This window comes from Neorhizobium sp. JUb45, from assembly GCF_004343585.1.
GTDB lineage: Bacteria > Pseudomonadota > Alphaproteobacteria > Rhizobiales > Rhizobiaceae > Neorhizobium.
In genome coordinates this window covers 440,946-460,184 of sequence record NZ_SLYW01000003.1, presented here as the reverse complement: position 1 = coordinate 460,184, position 19,239 = coordinate 440,946, and the positions used below count along the sequence as shown (strand labels likewise).

The window sequence follows — 19,239 nt, the reverse complement described above, 5'->3', positions numbered from 1 at the left end:
CTTACCGGCGGCGATGCTGATACACAAGAATGCAAAATTGCGATTGATATATGAGTCTAACTGAAATATTAGTTTGAAAAAAGGGTGCTGGCGGTCTTCTGTCGTTGCAACTTTGCGGCAGATGTCCGAACCGGCGAACAGCGGAGGAGGAAGCCATGTTCAATCCCGATAAACGTCTGATCCCTGCCCAGCCTCCCAAGGCTGGCTTTGCTGCCGGCCCGTCCAAACTGGATGCGATCCGCTCGGTCACACTCTCGCTTGCCTATTTGCCCTTGGCGCGGCCTATCAGCGATGCAAAGGTTCTGACGGGCCGGCAGAAGCCGCTCACACAGGTGGCTTTCCTGTTCTGCGAGATCACCACGGAAGCCGGCCATAGCGGCCTCGGTTTCAGCTATTCCAAGCGCGCCGGCGGCCCGGGTCTTTATGCGCATGCCTGCGAGATCGCCGACAATGTGATCGGCGAGGACCCGAACGACACGGCGCGCATCTGGGACAAGCTCTGCTGGGCCGGCGCTTCGGTCGGTCGCTCCGGCATTGCCACGCAGGCGATCGCTGCCATTGATATCTGCCTGTGGGATCTCAAGGCCAAGCGCGCCGGTCTGCCGCTGTCGAAACTTCTTGGCGCGCATCGCGATAGCGTTGCCTGTTACAACACGTCGGGCGGTTTTCTGTCATCGAGCGTCGAGGAAATCCGCGATGCCATCGATCATTCGCTGGCATCGGGTATCGGCGGCATCAAGATCAAGGTTGGCCAGCCTGATCCGATGGTGGATATCCGCCGCCTCGATGCCATCACCACCCATCTCGATGGCCGCGTGCCGCTGATGGTCGATGCCAACCAGCAATGGGATCGCACCACCGCGCTGCGTTTCGGTCGTCTGGTCGAGCCGCTTAATCTCGAATGGATCGAGGAACCGCTCGACGCTTACGATGCCGAGGGTCACGCAGCACTTGCGCGTGAGCTGGCGACACCGATTGCCACCGGCGAAATGCTGGCGAGCGCAGAAGAGCATATGGCGTTGATCCGCGCCGATGCGGTTGATTTCATCCAGCCGGATGCACCGCGTGTCGGCGGCATCACGCCGTTCATGCGCATCTGCACGCAGGCCGAAGCCAAGCGTATGCGGCTTGCTCCGCATTTCGCCATGGAAATCCATGTCCATCTGGCCGCGGCTTACGCCCACGAGCCATGGGTCGAGCACTTTGACTGGCTGGCACCGCTCTTCAATGAAGAGCTGGAAATCAAGGATGGCCGCATGATCGTGCCGGGTCGCCCCGGCCTCGGCTGCAGCCTCACCGGTCAGGCACGTGACTGGACGGTCGAGACCCGCAGTTTTGGCGGCTGATTTTTAGACAAACGGGAACGCTGTCAGCGTTTCCTGGCATGGAGGAGGACACGTCCACGTGTTAGGCCTTCTCCTGCAGAGATATCACAGCAAACCGGAGCGCAGTCTCCGGAAGGAGAGCATTGATGACCTGGACCCCTTCGGGCAAACACTTGATCGCCGGCCAGTGGACGCCCGGCACCTCGACATTCACATCGGAGCCGGCGCACGGCCCGGCACACGACTTTGCCGTCGGCACCGTCGATCTCGTCGATCAGGCCTGCCGCGCCGCAGAAAGTGCTTTTGCCGCCTATTCGGCAAAATCGCGTGAGGAACGCGCCGTCTTCCTCGAAACCATTGCCGAAGAAATCGACAAGCGCGGCGAAGCCGTGACGCTGATCGGCACGCAGGAAACCGGTCTGCCGGAAGGTCGCCTCAATGGTGAGCGCGGCCGCACCACCGGCCAGCTGAAACTGTTCGCCGACCATATCCGCAAGGGCGCCCATCTCGATGCCCGTTTCGATGCCGCCCAGCCGGATCGCCAGCCGGCGGCCCGTCCGGAAATCCGTCTTGTGCAGCGTCCGATCGGCCCGGTTGCCGTGTTCGGCGCCTCGAATTTCCCGCTCGCTTTCTCCACAGCCGGTGGTGATACGGCTGCCGCACTCGCAGCCGGTTGCCCGGTCGTCGTCAAGGGCCATTCCGCCCATCCCGGCACCGGCGAAATCATTGCCGAAGCCGTTGCCGCCGCCGTTGAGCGCACCGGCATGCCGGCCGGCGTGTTCAGCCTCATTCAGGGCGGACGTCGTGATGTCGGCACCGCGCTGGTCACGCACCCGGCCATCAAGGCTGTCGGGTTCACCGGCTCGCTTGCCGGTGGTCGCGCCCTGTTTGACCTTTGCGCCGAGCGCCCGGAACCGATCCCGTTCTTCGGCGAACTCGGTAGCGTCAACCCGATGTTCCTTCTGCCGGCCGCAACCGCTGCCCGTGCAGAAAGCATCGGCAGCGGCTGGGCAGGTTCGCTCACCATGGGTGCCGGCCAGTTCTGCACCAATCCCGGCATCGCCGTTGTCGTTGCAGGCCCGGAAGCCGACCAGTTCGTTGCCGCCGCCAAGGCCGGTCTCGAAAAGGTGGCAGCCCAGACCATGCTCACCGATGGCATAGCCTCCGCCTATCACGAAGGTGTCGAGCGCATGCGTTCCAGCAATGCCGTGTCGCCGGTCCTGAACTCCGAAAGCGCTGGCCGTCAGGCAAGCCCGAATCTGTTCGAAACGACGGGCGCGACATGGCTTGCCGATCATTCGCTCGGTGAGGAAGTGTTTGGTCCGCTCGGCCTCGTCGTGCGCGTCGGCTCCACGGACGAAATGGTCGATCTGGCAGAAAAATTTGCCGGCCAGCTGACGGCCACCATGCATATGGACGACAGCGATCTCGGTCTCGCGCAGGAACTTCTGCCGGTGCTGGAACGCAAGGCTGGCCGCGTGCTGGTCAACGGTTTCCCGACCGGTGTCGAAGTGGTGGATTCCATGGTGCATGGCGGCCCTTATCCGGCCTCCACCAACTTTGGCGCCACCAGCGTCGGTACGATGTCGATCCGCCGTTTCCTGCGTCCGGTGTCCTACCAGAACTTCCCGGAGGCCCTGCTGCCGGCAGATCTGCGCAACTGAAATAAAGCTTAGGAGGAGCCCTTCATGATTGCACCGAACGACCTGCGAGAAATTATCCGCAACGGCCTGTTGTCCTTCCCCGTCACCCCTTTCGACGCGGAAGACAGGTTTGCCGCAAAACCGTTCTCGGCGCATCTGGAATGGCTCTCCTCCTACCCCGTCGCCGGCCTGATCGTGGCCGGCGGCACCGGGGAACTGTTTTCGCTGACCCCCGGTGAAGTCGTGGATGTGGTGAAAACCGCCCGCGCCGTCTCCGGTGATGCGCCTGTCATCGCCGGCTGCGGTTATGGCACCCGCATCGCCTGCGATATGGCCAAGGAAATCGAAAAAGCCGGCGGCGACGGCATTCTGCTTCTACCGCATTATCTCACCGAAGCGCCGGCAGAGGGCATTGCGGCTCGCGTGCGCGCCGTGTGCAAATCCACCAATATGGGCGTCATCGTTTATAACCGTGGCCAGGCGCGCGTTTCCGCCGAACAGCTGGCGCAATTGGCCGACGAATGTCCCAACCTGATCGGTTTCAAGGATGGCACCGGCGATATCGACACCGTGCGCCGCGTCACCGTCGCTTTGGGTGATCGCCTGTCCTACATCGGCGGCATGCCGACGCATGAGCTTTTCGCACAGGCCTATCGTGGCGCCGGCATGCCCACCTATTCGTCTGCCGTCTTCAATTTCGTGCCGGAAACCGCGCTGAAGTTCCATGCCGCCTTCACCGCCGGCGACGATGCCACCTGCGAGCAGTTGCTGCGGGATTTCTATTACCCATTTGCCCGCATTCGTGACCGCAAGGCCGGTTATGCCGTTTCCGCCATCAAGGCCGGCGTGCGTCTGCGCGGTTTTGATGCCGGCCCGGTGCGTGCGCCGCTGGTCGATCTGACCGAGGAAGAGGTCGAGATGATGCGCGAGCTGATTGCTTCCGCAAGCTGAGTTTTTCGAGTTGCCGGGCGGGTTCATCTATCCGCCCAGTAAACTGCCTGAGTGGCACCTTTCACCAGTCACTCATGCATTAGTGTTTATGTGAGGCAATCGGGTTCGCTGGCGAAGAGGAGTCGCTGGCGGGCCGCTGACAGAGGGAAATGGCATTCACTGCAAACCGCGCTTAACGCGCATGGGAGGAGACCGACATGAAACTGCCTATCGCAACTGCCTGCCTGTCCACGGCAATCATCGCCCTGGCCTGTAGTCCGGCCATGGCACAGGATGCCAAGAAGAATGTCACCGTCGTGCTGGCCGAGACCGTCGATGTGGTCGAGCCCTGCATGGCCGCCCGTCAGGATGTCGGCCGCGTCATTTCGCAAAACGTCAACGAGATGCTGGTGGAGTTCGATTACGCCAACAGCGCGTTGAAACCGCGTCTGGCAACCGAATGGAAACAGGTCGATGACGATACCTGGGAATTCAAGCTGCGGCCCAATGTGAAATGGCATGACGGCAAGCCGTTCACCGCCAAGGATGTTCAGTTCACGCTGGAGCGCAACAAGAACAAGAAGATCACTTGCGAAGTCGGCGGCAAATATCTCGGCGGCACCGAATTCTCGTTTGAATCTCCGGATGCCAACACCATTCGCATCACCACCAAGCCGGCGCAGCCGATCCTGCCGCTGCTGATGACCGTCATCCCGATGGAATCCGCTGAAGCAACCCCTGCGGACGAATATACCCGCAAGCCGGTCGGCACCGGGCCTTACACGTTCGACCAGTGGACGGTCGGCCAGAATATCGTGCTGAAGCGCAATCCAGATTATTGGGGCGAGCAGCCGCAGGTGGAGCAGGCGACCTATCTGTTCCGCTCCGACAGCGCCGTTGCCGCCGCCATGGTCGATGCGGGCGAGGCCGATATCGTGCCGGCGGTTGCCGTGCAGGATGCCACCAACAAGGAAACCGATTTCGCCTATCCGAACTCGGAAACGACGTCGCTGCGTATCGACACACGCGAGGCACCGACCAATGACCGGCGTATCCGCGAGGCGATGAACCTTGCCATCGACCGTGCCGCCATGCTCGGGACGCTGTTCCCGGCAGAAGCCAAGATCGCCACCCATCTCGTGGTGCCGACCACCATCGGTTATAACGCCGATATCCCCGCCTGGCCTTATGATCCGGAAAAGGCCAAGGAACTGGTCGAGGCGGCGAAAGCTGACGGCGTGCCGGTCGATCGCGAAATCCGCATCATCGGCCGCAACGGACAATATCCGAATGCCACCGAGACGATGGAAGCCATCATGGCGATGCTTCAGGAGGTCGGCCTCAACGTCAAGCTCGACATGTATGACGTGTCCGTCTGGAACGGCTATTTCGTCGCCCCGTTCGTCAAGGATTCCGGCCCGACGCTCACCCAGTCGCAGCATGACAATGCCACCGGCGACCCGGTCTTCACCGCCTTCGTCAAATACGCTTCCGGCGGTTCGCATTCGATGGTTCGCGATCCGGCCGTCGACGATCTGATCTCCAAGGCAACGGCTGCCACCGGCGATGAGCGTGCAAAGCTCTGGAAGGAACTGTTCGCCAAGGTCAACACCGAGATCATCGCCGATATCCCGATGTTCCACATGGTCGGCTTTACCCGCGTTTCCAAGCGCCTCGACTTCAAGCCGACGATCGCCACGAACTCGGAACTGCAGCTGTCGCAGATCCGCTTCAAGTAATCCGCATATCCTCCCCACGAGGGGAGGGGTGTCGCATATGGAAAAGACCCCGCCCCAACCCCTCCCCACAAGGGGGAGGGGCTTAACCCAGCCGGTCCGCCGAAGCCCAATCGAGGCAGAAGTTTGCCGCGAATTTTCTCCCCCCTTGTGGTGGGGTCCGAAGGACGCCGGCAGGCCAGAGGGGGACTTTCTTGTGTCAAAGCCATCAATACGAACGGAAAAACCGATGCCGCTGATCGAACGCGCAACCCTGACCGATTTTGCTCAAAACATGCTGACCCGCGCCGGGATGGAAACGGATAAGGCAAAGGCCACCGCCGCCATCCTTGTCGAAGGCGACATGATCGGCCATGAAACGCATGGTGTCAGCCTTCTGCACTGGTATGTCGAAGCGCTGGAAGACGGCTCGCTCGCCAAAACCGGCAGTTATGAGGTCGTCAACGATCGCGGTGCCGCCTTCGTCTGGGACGGAAAATCGCTGCCGGGCGCGTGGCTTCTGTCGGAGGCGCTCGATCAGGCATGCGAGCGTGTCGGTCAATACGGCGTCGTCACCGCCGTGATCCGCAACTGTCATCACACCTGCGCGCTCTCGGCCTTCATGCGGCAGGTGACGGAACGCGGGCTGATCGTACAGATCTCGGTATCGCATCCGGCAGCCAGTCGTGTCGCGCCCTATGGCGGCACGAAACCGCTTCTGACGCCCAACCCGATGGCGGCCGGTTTCCCGACATCCGCCGATCCGATCCTGATTGACGTTTCCGCCTCGATAACCACCACCACGATGACGCAGACACTGGCCAAGGCCGGGCAGAAATTTCCCGAGGCCTGGGCCTTTACCGCCTCAGGCGAACCGACCGATGATCCGCGCGAGGTGACGGAACGTGGCGGCACGATGATGCCGCTTGGCGGACAGTTGAAGGGCCACAAAGGGTTTGGACTTGCGCTGATCGTCGAATTGCTGGGGCAGGGACTGTCCGGCAAGGGACGCGCCAATGCGCCGGCCGGTGTGTTTTCACAAAGCGCCTTTCTTCAGGTCATCGATCCCGCCTTTTTCGCGGGCCTCGATGCCTTCACCACGCAGTCCGATCATCTGGCTGAGGCATGCCGCAGCAATCCGCCGGCAGCGTGGAACAATGGCCCGGTGCGCATGCCGGGCGATAGTGCTGCCCGCAAGCGTCGTGCCGCGCTGGAAAAAGGCGTGCCGGTGGGTGACGTTGCCTGGGAAAAACTGGGTCGCGATGCCGCGCGTCTAGGCATCGACATTCCATCAGTACTTGCTTGAAAACATTCCGGAAAACGGATGGTCCGTCGGGAACAGGGTAAAACTATTGTGGCTTTTACCCTGCTTATCCTGCCGCGCGTTGCGGATAAGTCACAACGCTAGCCGCGAAACGGTCACAATTGGTTTTTTCCCGCTTGAAGTGTTGCCGCGTCAAGTCTCGCTGATACTTATCGTTGAACCGATTCTTTTATTCAAGGATACGTGATGCGGAAGCTTGCGCCCTTCGTTCTTCTAGCCCTTTTGACTGCATGTGCCAGCCCTTCTGATGGCCCGGACGCTGGTGCTTTTTACAACACCGTCGACCCGAACACGAAAGAGCGCGTTCCTGTGACCCGTCTGGCGGATGCACCCATGGCGCCGCCGATCACGCAGCCGATGTCTTACGCGCCGACCGATCTCGGTCTGGCCGGCATGCGCTCGGGTGGTTATGCCGACACGCGCCTGCGCCGTGGTGATGTCATCGAGGTGACCATCCTTGATACCGGTGAGGAGGGCATGTTCTCTTCCACCCAGAGCAAGACGCTCAATCTCGGCAAGTTCACGGTCGATTCCGCCGGTACGGTGACGTTGCCCTTCGTCGGCCGTCAGCGCGTGCTGGAATCCTCGCCGGAAGCATTGCAGTCGCGCATCGTCAACGGCTTGAAGGGGTCTGCCGTCAATCCGCAGGCCGTCGTCACTGTCGTCGACAAGCCCTCGACCGGCTTCACCGTTAATGGCGATGTCCGCACAGCCGGCCGTTTCCCGCTGACGGCGCGCAAGGAACGTGTGCTGGATGCCATCGCGCTTGCCGGTGGCTCGGCCTCTGCGCCGGGTGCCGCTTCGGTCACGCTCATCCGCGGCAGCCAGCGTGCCACAGCGCCGATCGAGCGCCTGATGAACGACACTGCCCAGAACGTCTATCTTCTGCCGGAAGACCAGATCTATGTCGGCAAGGACGCTCCGACCTTCACCGCCTTCGGGGCCTTCAAGAGCGTCGGCGAGTTCGAATTCGAACCGGGCAAGCTGACGCTGGCACAGGCCTTTGGCCGCGCCGGTGGTCTGCTGGATGACCGTGCCAATGCCCGCAATGTCTATCTGCTGCGCAACGAAACGGTCTACAAGCCGGTGGCGGGCGCCGTCGCCCAGAAGGTGGCCACCACCTACAGCGTTTCGAACAAGCCTGCCGTTTACCGCATCGACATGAAGGACATTTCCAACCTGGCGCTGATGCAGCGTTTCCAGATGGCTGATGGCGACATGCTCTATGCCACCAATGCCGGCATGGTCGATTTCGCAAAACTCTTCACCATCTACCAGAAGAGCGTGGCAACGGCCGCGGCACCGCTGCCGGGCGCGAACTGATCAACGTCAGTTTCGATTGATTTTCAGAGGCCGCCAAGCATCAGCAAGGCGGCCTTTGCCGTTTCCGGGCGATCCTGCGGCAGCGGTTGCGACAGGTAGCCTGCAAGCGCGTGTAGCTCGATCGCTTCGGCATCACCGCAGGTGCGCAACATCCACGACAGAATGCGGCCAGCGGAAAACAGGTCGGCGCGGTGGTCGATCATGCCGCCCGCCTTTTGCTCGGGCGCGGCAAAATCCGGCTGGCCTGCAAACTGCAGGTCTAGTTGCCGGTGCGTGCCGGCGCCTTGCAAGGCAATCCCGAAATCGGCGATCCGCAGACTTTCCAGTGATTGGGTGCCGAACAGAATGTTGGCGGGGGAAAGGTCGCAATGCACGATGCCCTGTTCGTGGATGGCCGACAGACCGTCCAGCATGCGGGTCATGATGGTGCGGATCTCGTCCGGCGAGGCGGGGGTTTCGGCAAGCCGATCGCCAAGATTGCTGTCGCACCATTCGAGAACGATGGTCGGGCGGCCGTCATCCAGCCGCAACAGCGCCTGTGTCGCGATGATGTTGCCATGGCGCAGACGCAGTCCGATTTCCGCCTCCTGCAGGATCATCCGCCGCGCCACCGGATCGTCGGCATGATCGGGACGGAGCGTCTTTATTGCGTGAAGCGTGCCGAGATCGCGATGACGGACGCGAAAAATCTCGGTCAACGCGGCTTCATGCAGCCTGTCTTCGATGGCAAACGAATTTGCGATGATCTCGACAGGCGCATCGCGCAGCCGGCTCTCACCGCGATCCAGCGCAGCGCGTACACGGTCGGTCAGGAGCAGGCGTTCAGCATCGGGTCGTCTGACATTGCCATCCTGCACAAGGCTTTGCCAGAGGTCGGCAAAGCGCTTCTTTATCTCGGCGAAACCCGGCTCACCGGCCATTGCCATCCTTCACGTCGATCACGACGGCACTGAGATTTTCGCGGCAATCGGCGATCAGGCCTTCCTGAATGAGCGTATTGGCAATGTCGTCGATATCGCCGGACAGCAATATTTCGGCGATGCTGCGTTCCGGTATCACGCGGGACAGCGGGTGGCTGCAGAGCAGAAAACGGTCGCCCGCCTGCAACTCGTCCGAAAGCACTTCGGGTGAAAGCTGCCCCGCAAGGCCGATGGCCCGTGACAGCGACCGGCGCAGGCCGACCGACACATGGTCTTTCGTCAGGCAGCGCATCATGCCGTCGCGCAGCAGATAGGCGCGCGCGTCTCCTGCCCAGACCAACGCAAACCGGTCTTCCACCACGCCGAGCGAAACGAGGCTCGCCAAAGGCGGCTTGCGCCCCCAGGAACCGGGTGTCGATTGCAGCAGGCCATGTGCGCGGCCAAGCTTTCCCTTCATCTCCTGAACAAGACTTTCGATCGTGTCCTGCGGTGCCGTATCCGCCAGCATGGCAATCGTCTGACGGCTCGCCTCGACCGCATCGGCGCTATCGCCCACACCATCGGCAACCGCAAACAGGAAGGGTGTGTGCTGCGCCAGAAAGGCGTCGGCATTGACGCTCAGGCGGGTGCCGGCATGGCTGGCCTTGTCATGCCGTAGCCGAAAATTCCGGGCCTCTGCAAGCGGCGCAGGCGCGAGGTAGGGGGCCGGTTCGGCTTCGAACTGATTGAGGTTCGCTGCCGCAAGTGGTGGCTGCACCGGCGCGGGCACGGGCACCGGTTCAGGCGCCGGCTTGGGTTCTGATGGTGACGGTGCAGAAGCCTCCATGCCCGCCATCAGCAATTCCAGAAAATCCGTCGGCTGCGGTGCGCCGCCGCTGCGAAATCCCTTGTTCTGGCGGTCCATCGGGTCGAAGCGCCACCACAATGTATCAGCTCGCTGGCTTTTGCCTGCGCGCGGTTCGAAATGTTCGTCGGACGGCCGCAGGTGCCGCAGCCGTTTCAGGCTGGCGGTAAACGTGTCCAGATCGAAATCCCGGCGCGACACAGTCTCGGCAAGGCCTTCCAGCGCGATGAACCAGGTTTCGTCGAGGCAGAGTTTTCTGGTGTCGCCGGTAAACTCGTGCAGTTGCGCGGTGATCACCAGAGGGAAGCTGCGGCCCACACGGTCGCGGCTCGGCACGATCACGCCGGCCACCGTCAACGGCCCCCAGATGCCGCGTTCGGCAACAAAACGCCATGCCGGCATGTTGGCAAAAATCTGTTCCCAGTTTTCGCCGGCATGATGATGGGCCTTTGCAATGCCGGATTGCAGCCACGCATCGAGCGCGTCCTGTACCGTCCGGCTGAGGCCGGTCGAGACAAAATCACCATGGCTTGGAAGCTTGCCGAAAAAGCCGATCCGGTCGGCCTCCATGGAGACCGGATCGAGAGCGGAGCGAGGGGGCATGAGCGGCGTCCTCAAAACTGTGTCGGGCAGGCGAACGCATTGAGCGCTTCCAGCCGGAACGGGTTGAGCACGGAGCCGAACTGCACCTCGAACTCGGCCGTTTTGCCGGCCTGGGTGAAGCGGGCGCGGAACAGGTCGTTGCCTTCGGTGGTGATGTCGGCGCCATCGAACAGGCGGAACGGCGACCAGTCACCATTTTCGGTAATGGCCTGCTGCCAGCCGCCGGGCTGGAATGCGATGCGTGACACATTGCTGGCATCCGTCGAAGGCCAGGCAATCGATTTTGCCTGGACCGGACCATGGAAATAAACGAGGCGTTCCGCCTCGATTTCCAGCATGACGGCGTTGGCATCATCCGACAGCGACACCGGCTTGACGTTGATGGCGATAGACGGACCTTCGCTGCCTGCTGGGAAGAAGGCGCGGTTTATCTTGTCGGCATTTTCGAACTGGGCGATCGCCTCGCTCGGGATGCTGGCCGAACCGAATGTGCCTTTCCAGCCCCATGGCGAGGCGCTGGTATCGACGAAGGCGGAAAGCCGATCGTCGAAGAAGCTTTTGAACAGGCCCTTCGGACCGAACAGACGCACGAAATCGCTCATGGCCACATCGCGCGAGGATTCCCGGTCGAACGGGTAACGGCCGGTGACGACGCTGGAGCAATAGCTTGCCCCCTCAGCCGCCCAGGCATCGTTGATACGGCCACGCGCCGATTTCACCGCGAGCGAACCGACATCTGCAGCGACGCCGGCCATCCAGCTATCGACCGGATTGGGCAGGCGGCGCGCCTGCTGCAACAGTTCCTGGTTGGCATCGGTCAACTGGCTGTCCACGTCGAACACCTTGGCGATTTCCGCCGACGAGGTGGTGGCGCGAAACAGCTGTTCTGCAACCTTGTGCAAGGCCGGCTGAAGCTGCCCGATCTGCGACTTGGGCGCATCGGCGGACTGGCCGGTGACCGCAGTCACCGCCGAATCCGTTGGAGCGGCAAGCGCCTCACGGAGACCTGAATAGAGGTCCGGTGCATTGGCCACACCTGCCAGCGCCGTGGAGGAAACCGAGGTGTCACCGGCAGCAGACGCAATTTCGGTGCCCGCATTGCGCAGATCGGTGTTTTCAACAATCGAGCGGGTGATCATTTCCACCGGCGTTACCGGTTTTGCAGCCAGCGTCTTCGTTGTCTCGGCTGCATCATTGATGGTCTGCGAGGGTTTTACCCGCATGTCTGTCAGAACAGTGGCCCAGCGTTTTTCGAAATTGTCGAAATAAAGCTGCATGGTCGCCTGCGTGATCGCATCGATCGTGCTGCCGGCCGGGTTTTCCTCGTTACGCACCCAGGTCTCTTCGATCGCCGTGCGGGCGGCATCCGAAACCTTCGGCAGCACGACGCTGCGGTAACCATTGCTGGAAAACAGGCCGGGAATGCCTTCGCGAAGCGGCGCGCCGGAGCTGCGCTCGAATGCCTTGTCGCCGAGCGGGCCAAGCGCCGTGCCGGGATTCCATGCCGGCAGCGCGCGCGATGCGCGATAGTCGGCAAGGATATCATAGGCACGGTTGGCAATGCTCTGCGAGCGGATGGTTTCGCGTGCCTTGGCGATCAGGTAGGGATCGAGTTCGATCGGTGGAAGCACGCCCTTTGCCATTGCTGCGGCATGCGCCGTCAGCGACAGGCGCGCGTTGGCGCGGCCATCGCCGGGATAGAGCGCGTTGAACATGTCCTGCGTCTCAAGCTCGACGAATTCCCGATCCATCGAACCGAGCCCCCCCAGCATGCCGTACAGCTTCAAAGCATTGAAAGTGCGCGCCACGTCGGATGTGTCGGCCATGTCCTTTTGCAGCTGCACGAGAATGCGCGGCAGAAGCAGTGCATTCAGCGCGCGCTGATAGGCATCGCGCTGACGGCCGGCAACCTTGTTTTCCTGATCGAGGCCAAAGCTGATCGGCCAGACACGACCCTTGGAAAAATCGTTGGTGACGGCGGCCAGATTGTCGAGTGCCGGCATGACACGCAAAAAGTCGGCGTCGCTGACATCGCGCACGTTGATGCCTTGAGACAGTTTCTCATAGGCATCGATATGCTGTTCGGCTGCGGCGAGAGCGGATTTGTTCTGGAAGTAGGTGGCCGTCCAACTGGTCAGCACGACGGCCAGAACCAGAAACGCGACGCCATAGGCGGCACGGCGCAGCAATAGCTGCCTGCCCGACAGGCGTCGATCCCGCGAAACCAGCGAGGCCTCGTCGAAGATGACATCCTTGAACAGCCGCGACAGGAAATAGCTGCGGCGGGCGCGGCTGGATGTCGAAACCGCCGTCTCGTTTACCTGCGTGCCGGAGGCGAAATAGATGCCGCGCAGCAGCGGCGGCTCCACAAGCCTCGAGCCGGTGCAAAGCTCGGTCATGACGTCGTGCAGACGTTCCTTGAGCGCTGCCAGTTCGGCGGGGAAGCGGAAGATGCGGCCGCGCAGTTCGGCATTCGGCTCCTGCTGAAGACGCTCGATCAGCATCGAGCCGACGCGTTCCTGCAAAAGCGTGAACTCTTCCGTAAACCGGTCGGGAAGGTCGATGGTCTTGTAGCTTTCATCGAGGCCGAATGTCGTGCCCCAGACCTGCTCACGGTCGGACTTGTTGAAGCCATCGAAGAACTCGACGAAACCGGTCAGAAGATCGGCCTTGGTCAGCACCAGATAGACCGGCACGCGGGCCTGCAGCTTTTCGTCCAGTTCTGACAGGCGCTGGCGGATGACGCGGATTTCCTCGCGCTGTGCTTCCGGATCTCGGGTCAGAAGGTCGCCGATCGAAAGCGTGACAAGCGCGCCGTTGATCGGCTGTGAGCGGCGATACTTTCGCAGCAGACCGAGAAAACCTTCCCAGCCGGCCTTGGCCGAACCGTTGAGATCGTCCTGCGTGGTGTAACGACCGGCGGTATCGATGAGGATCGCCTCATCGGTGAACCACCAGTTGCAGTTACGCGTGCCGCCGATACCCTGCACGGAATTGCTACCCAGGGCATCGCCGAGCGGAAATTTCAGGCCGGAATTGGTGAGCGCCGTCGTCTTGCCGGAACCGGGGGCGCCGAAAATCACATACCAGGGAAGCTCGTAGATATAACCGAACCGCTTCTTGCTGACGCGGCGCAGAAGCTGCAGCGCTTCCTTCAGGCGATTGTGGATGTCGGTCACTTCCGCCTGCTGGCTGGCAGCGGCTTCGGACTCGGCATCGCGCTCGATGCCTTCAACCAGCTGCTTGTCGCGGCGGCGGTCGCGAACCACCGTATAGATCAGGTAACCAAGCCATGCGGCGATGATCACGCCGATCAGGATGATACGATTGGTGGGGCTCGCCAGTGGCTTGAAATCGCCATAGGCGGCAAGATAGCCGTAGAACCAGATGACGACGCAGATGGCCGCCACCCAGACGACCGAGATGAACCGCCTCCCGATCAGGCCCGCATAGGCCTCGACATAGGAGCGGAGCGTGTAAAACATGCCGATGGGGTTCATGGCGAAAGGCCCCCTGCTGCCGGATTGGCCGGCATATTGCGAATATCCATTTCAAGAGGCGGAGATTTGACCCCGGCGCCGCTCAACGCTTCGTCCGGATCGGCCAGCACGAGAATTTCCGTCCGCCGGTTCTTTTCACGCCCCTGCGGTGTCGCGTTGTCGGCGATCGGATCGGCTTCTGCGCGACCTTCGGTGAGAATGGCATCAGGCCCGGTGAAGGAGATCAGGATCTCGCCAACCGCCTTGGCGCGTGCTTCCGACAGATGCCAGTTCGAGGGGAACTGCAGCGTCTTGATCGGCGTATTGTCGGTGTAACCGACAACGACGGCGCGGAACTGTTCCTGCGCCAGTGCGCCACCGATACGGGCGATCAGCAGCTTGAATTCTTCGCTGACCTCGGCGCTGCCGACGTCGAACAGGCCGGCATTGTTGATGCGCACCAGAACCCGGTTGTTGCTTTCCGACAGCGACACCAGCTTCTTTTCGACCTCCGGCTGGAGGAACTTCATGAAGTTCTCAAGCTTGGTCGGCTGCCGCGGCATCAGTTGCGGCTTGACGGGAGGCTCCTGCGCCTTGGCGATGATTTCTGGCGGCGCCTCTTTCGGTGGCGGATTGACGAGAAGGCTTGGCGCTTCACCCGGCGGCAATTGTGCAAGCCGCTGGAAGGTGCCGTCCGATGCGCCGTTGAGCGACAGCGTGAAGAACAGGTAACCGACCGCAAAAACCAGCGCGAGCAGCGACATCAGAGTCCACAAAGCCACGGCTGTGCGCAGCGGCTTGTGCTTGGCGGCCACACCTTTCCAGTGCGGTGAAAGCTCGCGTTCGAATACGCCATATTGGCCGAGCAGCGTCTTGTAGAGACTGTCGCGGATACGGCCGAGCTCGAGATTGCCGCGTGGCGAGACGCGCGTGCGGCCCTCGAAGGCGAGCGACAGCGACAGGTAGATCAGCAGCAGCAGGTCCTTGTTGGCACCCGGGCTCTGATGGAAATGGTCGAGCAGATCGAAAACGCGGTCGCCGCCGGTGACGTCCATGTGGAAGGTCGAGACCAGACCCGAACGCGCCCAGCCGGCGCGTACGCCCCAGGGCTTGCTCAGCACCACGTCATCAACGGTGGCGCAGATGATGTAATGGGCTGCACGCGCGCGCTCCGGGCTGATACGGGAGCCTGCGAGATCACGCTCGTAACGGCCGACGGCTTCCACCGCCACGCGGCGCAGCTGCTCGATATCCGGCTGCTCGTCGGTGTAACGAAGCGTATGCGCGAGGTTCAGCAACGGGGCTGCGGAACGCACCAGTGTCGGCACTTCCTCGCCGCCGAAGCGGAAGTCGCGCACCAGCGTTTCCACCGACCAGCCGCCTTTCGGCAACGGTTTCGGCGCAAGGTCGTCAATGCCGGGCGTGTCGAGCACGTCGTCCAGCATCTCGGCCATGCGGGCGGCCGATTGCTTTTTCTTGATGCCGTCCTCGGTCAGTTCGACGACGGTCGGCAGGTTCTGCCATTTCGATGCGGGTTCGTTGGTCATTCTCTCAGGGCCCACATTTCCATTTCGAGACCAGGGAAATCACCTGCGAGATGCAGGGCGATGGCGCCCGAGGTTTCAAGCTGCTTCCAGAGCGGATTTTTGGTGTCGAGTTCGAAATAGATCGTGCCGGAACGGTACGGCAGCTGGCGCGGCAGAACCGGTAGCGGTCTGACCGGAATGCCCGGCAGCGCGACGTTGACCAGTTCGGCGATACGCTCGACCGGGCCGACCTTGATCTGTGCCGGCAGCTTGCGACGAACATCTTCCGCCGACATTTCGGCGCGCACGGCCAGTACGAAACCGGCATCCTTGAGCAGCGAACGGTCGTTGATCGTGCCGACGCGCACGCCATGGCGGCGCTCCGCAAGCTCGATCGAAACGGCAGCCTGTTCGAGAACCGAAGACAGGGAGGCGCGCAGATCGTCATAGACGGCGGCAAAGGTCGCCTTCAGGTCGTCATGGCGATAGGGCGGAAAATCCGTCGCCCGCTTGCGCTCAGTGGTGAAGGTGGCGAGTTCGCCGGCCAGCTGGATGCAGGTCTCGTAGAAATCGATCGGATGGATGCGCGTCGCGTTTGCGGAAATATGCTTCAGCATCGGGTCGGCGCGGTTGAGGATCTGCAAGAGAAAATAGTCGCCGACCTCGGCCGTGCCGCGAATGGTCGGGTCGCCGATGCGCTCGGCGATCGCCTCGGCGCGGTGGCGCACGATGCCGAGCAGTTCCGTCATCAGTTCGGAAAGCCTTGGCTCGGCGGCGCAGTTGAGGCTTGGTGCGATGAAATCGGGATCGAGAATGACGGCGCGGTCGGAACGAACTTCGATGACGCGGGCAAGGCCGATCAGTTCGTAACCGGCAAGGTCGTCACCGGTCTTCAGGTAACGCAGGCTCAGCCGGCCGACATCGATCGGCGCCATGAAATCGGTTTCGACATTGGCGTCCGGGGCTTCGTAGTTGGAAGCGGTCATGCGCACGCTGTTGAAGCGCGCGCCGCCATTCAGCGCCACATCCGGCTTGCCCGGCTGGCGGGCCGGCAGAGCGAGGTAGATGATGGCGTTCTTGACGTTTTCATCGAGATCGACGGCCGGCGGCAGATCGGTATCGAGCGGCGCTTCGAACGGCGTGCCATCCGGCAGGATACCGCGCAGGTTGGACAGCGCGAACTGGCCGATGGCGAGCGCGCTGCGGTCGATGCCGATTTCCGCAACGCCCCATGGATAAGGTGTCAGGCCGCGCGTCGTGGTGCGCACCAGCCGTTCCGTCCATCGGTCCGCCTGCTGGAAATGCTGAACGCGAAGGAACATGCCCTCGCTCCAGGCCACCCGGTTTTCATTTCTCATCGTTGAGGTCTTCTCTCTCTGCTTTCGCCAGGTTCGCAATGCGGTCCCCGTCTTCCGTTCGCATCATGGCGTCGCGGAAAACGTCCTGAACCGACAGCGTCCTGTCGTTCTTTTCGAATTGATTTTTGTAAGCTTGCCAGTAGTCGCGGCCGCGCAGGAAACCGAAGGATGTCATCGATCCTGCCACGTCGATGCGGGATTCGATGATGCGCGGGTCCATTTCCTGGCCGGCGTGGTGCACGAGGTTTTCCAGCGCGGCCTGCAGCTTGGCCTGTCGTGTCGCCAGTTCCTCGATCCGGGTCACCAGCGTGTCCTGCCGGTCGCGGCTGAAAAAGTCGTCTTCATGTTCCGGCGCTGGAAGCTCCAGCCCGAAGGCGGCAAAGCTCGCTTCCAGCGCGTCTTCGATCCGCTGCAGGAGCGGGTTGAGTTTTGTTTCCATCTCGGCGGAACGAGCGGGTGCTGCCGCCTGCAATGGCGCCTTGACCGGTTCGATATCCGGCTTCGGGGCATTGTCGTTGACGGTCGGCAGTGCCTCTGCCACGCGCGCCTTTGCAACCGGTATGGTCACATGCGTCGCCGATCCATGTTCGAGATAGTTGCTGTAGTCGGAATGATCCGCTTTTTTGTCCTCAATATTCCAGTCGTCCGGCAAGAGGTTGCCCCCGGCGCGGATTTCCGGCGGGCCGTTCCAGCCGATGTCGACATTGCGCGACGGCGAGGGGCCATCCTTCTTGACGATCGGTTCCAGCCAGTCTTCGGACATCCTGTTGCCGAGAAGGCCGGTAGCGGTGCGGCCGCCGGGTGCGATATCGGCAAGGATGGAGGAAATGGTCAGCGGCTCATCGCTCATGGCGTAGCTGCCATCGGGGTCCTCGACATCCTGATGCGCCTCGCCGGTGATGACCACGGAAAATGACATGCTGCCGACATCCAGCCGCGACTGGTCGGAAAGCCTTGCTGTCTCACCCTCGTGTACGACGATGCCATCGACGCGCGAGCCGTTGGCGCTCTGGTCGCGCAGCATAAAACCGCGCGTATCGCGCTCGATCGTGCAATGCAGCTTGGAAACCGAGCGCTGGTCTTCGGGAACCTGCCAGTCGCAATCGGGCGAGCGGCCAAGCGTGCGTTTGCCCTGTTCGAAAAACCATTTTGTCCGGCTGGCCGGCAAGGTGCTGGCGCCCGCGATTGCCTTGAGTTCAAGCCGCATGTTCGCCTCCTAAAGCCACTGCGGGGCGGGGTTCGACGATGACGGCATCGTCGCTGTCCTTCGCGGCTGGTGCCACCCGTGCCCAGCTGTTCCAGCCCAGCCTCGGTTGATCAGCGCTTTCCTGTCCAAGCTGGCAAAACGGAACGTCTTCTTTTTTCAGAATGACCTGAATGTCGAAATCGAGTGCCGAGCCGACATAAAGCCGTGTCAGCGCAAGCAATTCGGTGATGTTGCGGCCGCCCGGTGTCAGCGACAGGTAATCGCGATAGGCGAGTGGCCCGACGATCACGCGAAAGCCGCCACTGAAATCGTGAATGGCGGTGCCGGCGGTGGCGTTTATGCCAAGTTGCACGCCCTGCGGTGCTCCCATCTTGCTGCGCTCCTGCATGGGAATGGTCAGCCAGCGGGGGCGAAACAGCTCGATCTCCACCGGCAGGCCGCTGAATTCGGTCAGCATGGCGCGCAGGCTGGCGGCATTGCGGTTGCGTGATGCGAAAAAGCCGGAGAAACGCAGAATGACATCTTCATCGATGCCGCTGTTTTCCTTCAGCTTGCGGGTGCCGAAACCGGTCAGCGCAAACAGCGTGGTGATAAAGCCGTTATCCTCACGGCGCTGACCCCAGCGCAGGCGCCGCGCAATGCGGTATTTTTCGGAGGCATCGGCAAAAAGCTCTGAAACGCGCGCGCTGAACAAGTCGAAAAAGGCCGCCAGCCCCTTCGACTTGTTCCGCTCCTCGCGCATGATCAGTTCATTATAGTTGGCCGGCATCGAGCCGAGCGGGCCGGTCAGCCCCGCCAGCGCGCTGCGGATCGAAGCGCGCGCTCCCTTCTGGCGGAAACCGCTGACGGCGAGTGGTGCCGGCGAAACACCCATATGCGATGCGACCTCCAGCTCGCCGATGGCATCACCCGTGCCGGCAGCCGTCTGCGCGACGCGGAACGCCGTCACCGGCTCGAAGCGGCCGGGGTCGCGTTCAAGCAGGTCGACGAGCGTGTCGCGTTTGACATCTGGCTGGCGAAGCGTCGAGAGATCCATGGGGCG

The 19,239-nt window shown here is 61.9% G+C and carries 13 protein-coding genes; 6 read left to right on the top strand and 7 right to left on the bottom strand.

From position 1 onward, the window contains the following. The first annotated feature begins 155 nt into the window (after positions 1-155). The 6 genes from EDF70_RS14705 to EDF70_RS14680 all read left to right on the top strand — a co-directional run bounded on the left by EDF70_RS14705 (position 156) and on the right by EDF70_RS14680 (position 8,260). A complete protein-coding gene (locus EDF70_RS14705) occupies positions 156-1,346 on the top strand; it encodes a mandelate racemase/muconate lactonizing enzyme family protein (protein ID WP_132274728.1) in 1,191 nt (396 codons plus the stop codon). Between the two features lie 125 nt (positions 1,347-1,471). Beyond that, complete coding sequence (locus tag EDF70_RS14700; RefSeq protein ID WP_132274725.1) at positions 1,472-2,989, top strand: aldehyde dehydrogenase (NADP(+)); 1,518 nt, start codon at positions 1,472-1,474, stop codon at positions 2,987-2,989. A gap of 24 nt (positions 2,990-3,013) precedes the next feature. Further along, positions 3,014-3,919 (top strand): 5-dehydro-4-deoxyglucarate dehydratase, encoded by a 906-nt coding sequence (locus tag EDF70_RS14695; RefSeq protein WP_132274722.1) that lies wholly within the window; start codon positions 3,014-3,016, stop codon positions 3,917-3,919. 197 nt (positions 3,920-4,116) lie between these two features. Further along, positions 4,117-5,637 (top strand): ABC transporter substrate-binding protein, encoded by a 1,521-nt coding sequence (locus tag EDF70_RS14690; RefSeq protein ID WP_132274719.1) that lies wholly within the window; start codon positions 4,117-4,119, stop codon positions 5,635-5,637. A gap of 226 nt (positions 5,638-5,863) precedes the next feature. Continuing rightward, complete coding sequence (locus tag EDF70_RS14685; protein ID WP_132274716.1) at positions 5,864-6,919, top strand: Ldh family oxidoreductase; 1,056 nt, start codon at positions 5,864-5,866, stop codon at positions 6,917-6,919. Between the two features lie 204 nt (positions 6,920-7,123). Further along, positions 7,124-8,260 carry a polysaccharide biosynthesis/export family protein gene (locus tag EDF70_RS14680; RefSeq protein ID WP_132274713.1) on the top strand — a complete coding sequence of 379 codons (1,137 nt, stop codon included), beginning with the start codon at positions 7,124-7,126 and terminating at the stop codon, positions 8,258-8,260. Between the two features lie 23 nt (positions 8,261-8,283). On the opposite strand, the gene EDF70_RS14675 is transcribed toward EDF70_RS14680, so the two are convergent. The 7 genes from EDF70_RS14675 to tssG are packed head-to-tail and all read right to left on the bottom strand — an operon-like array spanning position 8,284 to position 19,233. Further along, positions 8,284-9,180, bottom strand: coding sequence for a serine/threonine-protein kinase (locus tag EDF70_RS14675; protein WP_132274710.1), 897 nt, complete (start codon positions 9,178-9,180; stop codon positions 8,284-8,286). Beyond that, the gene (tagF, locus tag EDF70_RS14670) at positions 9,170-10,627 is read right to left on the bottom strand and encodes a type VI secretion system-associated protein TagF (protein ID WP_132274707.1); all 1,458 of its coding nucleotides are present in this window, start codon (positions 10,625-10,627) and stop codon (positions 9,170-9,172) included. The genes EDF70_RS14675 and tagF overlap by 11 nt, the downstream gene beginning before the upstream one ends. A gap of 11 nt (positions 10,628-10,638) precedes the next feature. Then, entirely contained in the window at positions 10,639-14,127 is a 3,489-nt protein-coding gene (tssM, locus tag EDF70_RS14665) for a type VI secretion system membrane subunit TssM (RefSeq protein ID WP_132274704.1), read from the bottom strand. Next, the gene (tssL, locus tag EDF70_RS14660) at positions 14,124-15,653 is read right to left on the bottom strand and encodes a type VI secretion system protein TssL, long form (protein WP_132274701.1); all 1,530 of its coding nucleotides are present in this window, start codon (positions 15,651-15,653) and stop codon (positions 14,124-14,126) included. Before tssL ends, tssM begins: the two co-directional genes overlap by 4 nt. Next, positions 15,650-16,990, bottom strand: coding sequence for a type VI secretion system baseplate subunit TssK (gene tssK / locus EDF70_RS14655; protein WP_132274699.1), 1,341 nt, complete (start codon positions 16,988-16,990; stop codon positions 15,650-15,652). The genes tssL and tssK overlap by 4 nt, the downstream gene beginning before the upstream one ends. After that, a complete protein-coding gene (locus EDF70_RS14650) occupies positions 16,980-18,197 on the bottom strand; it encodes an FHA domain-containing protein (RefSeq protein WP_132274696.1) in 1,218 nt (405 codons plus the stop codon). Before EDF70_RS14650 ends, tssK begins: the two co-directional genes overlap by 11 nt. Beyond that, entirely contained in the window at positions 18,187-19,233 is a 1,047-nt protein-coding gene (gene tssG, locus EDF70_RS14645; protein WP_132274693.1) for a type VI secretion system baseplate subunit TssG, read from the bottom strand. Before tssG ends, EDF70_RS14650 begins: the two co-directional genes overlap by 11 nt. Positions 19,234-19,239: the final 6 nt, after the last annotated feature.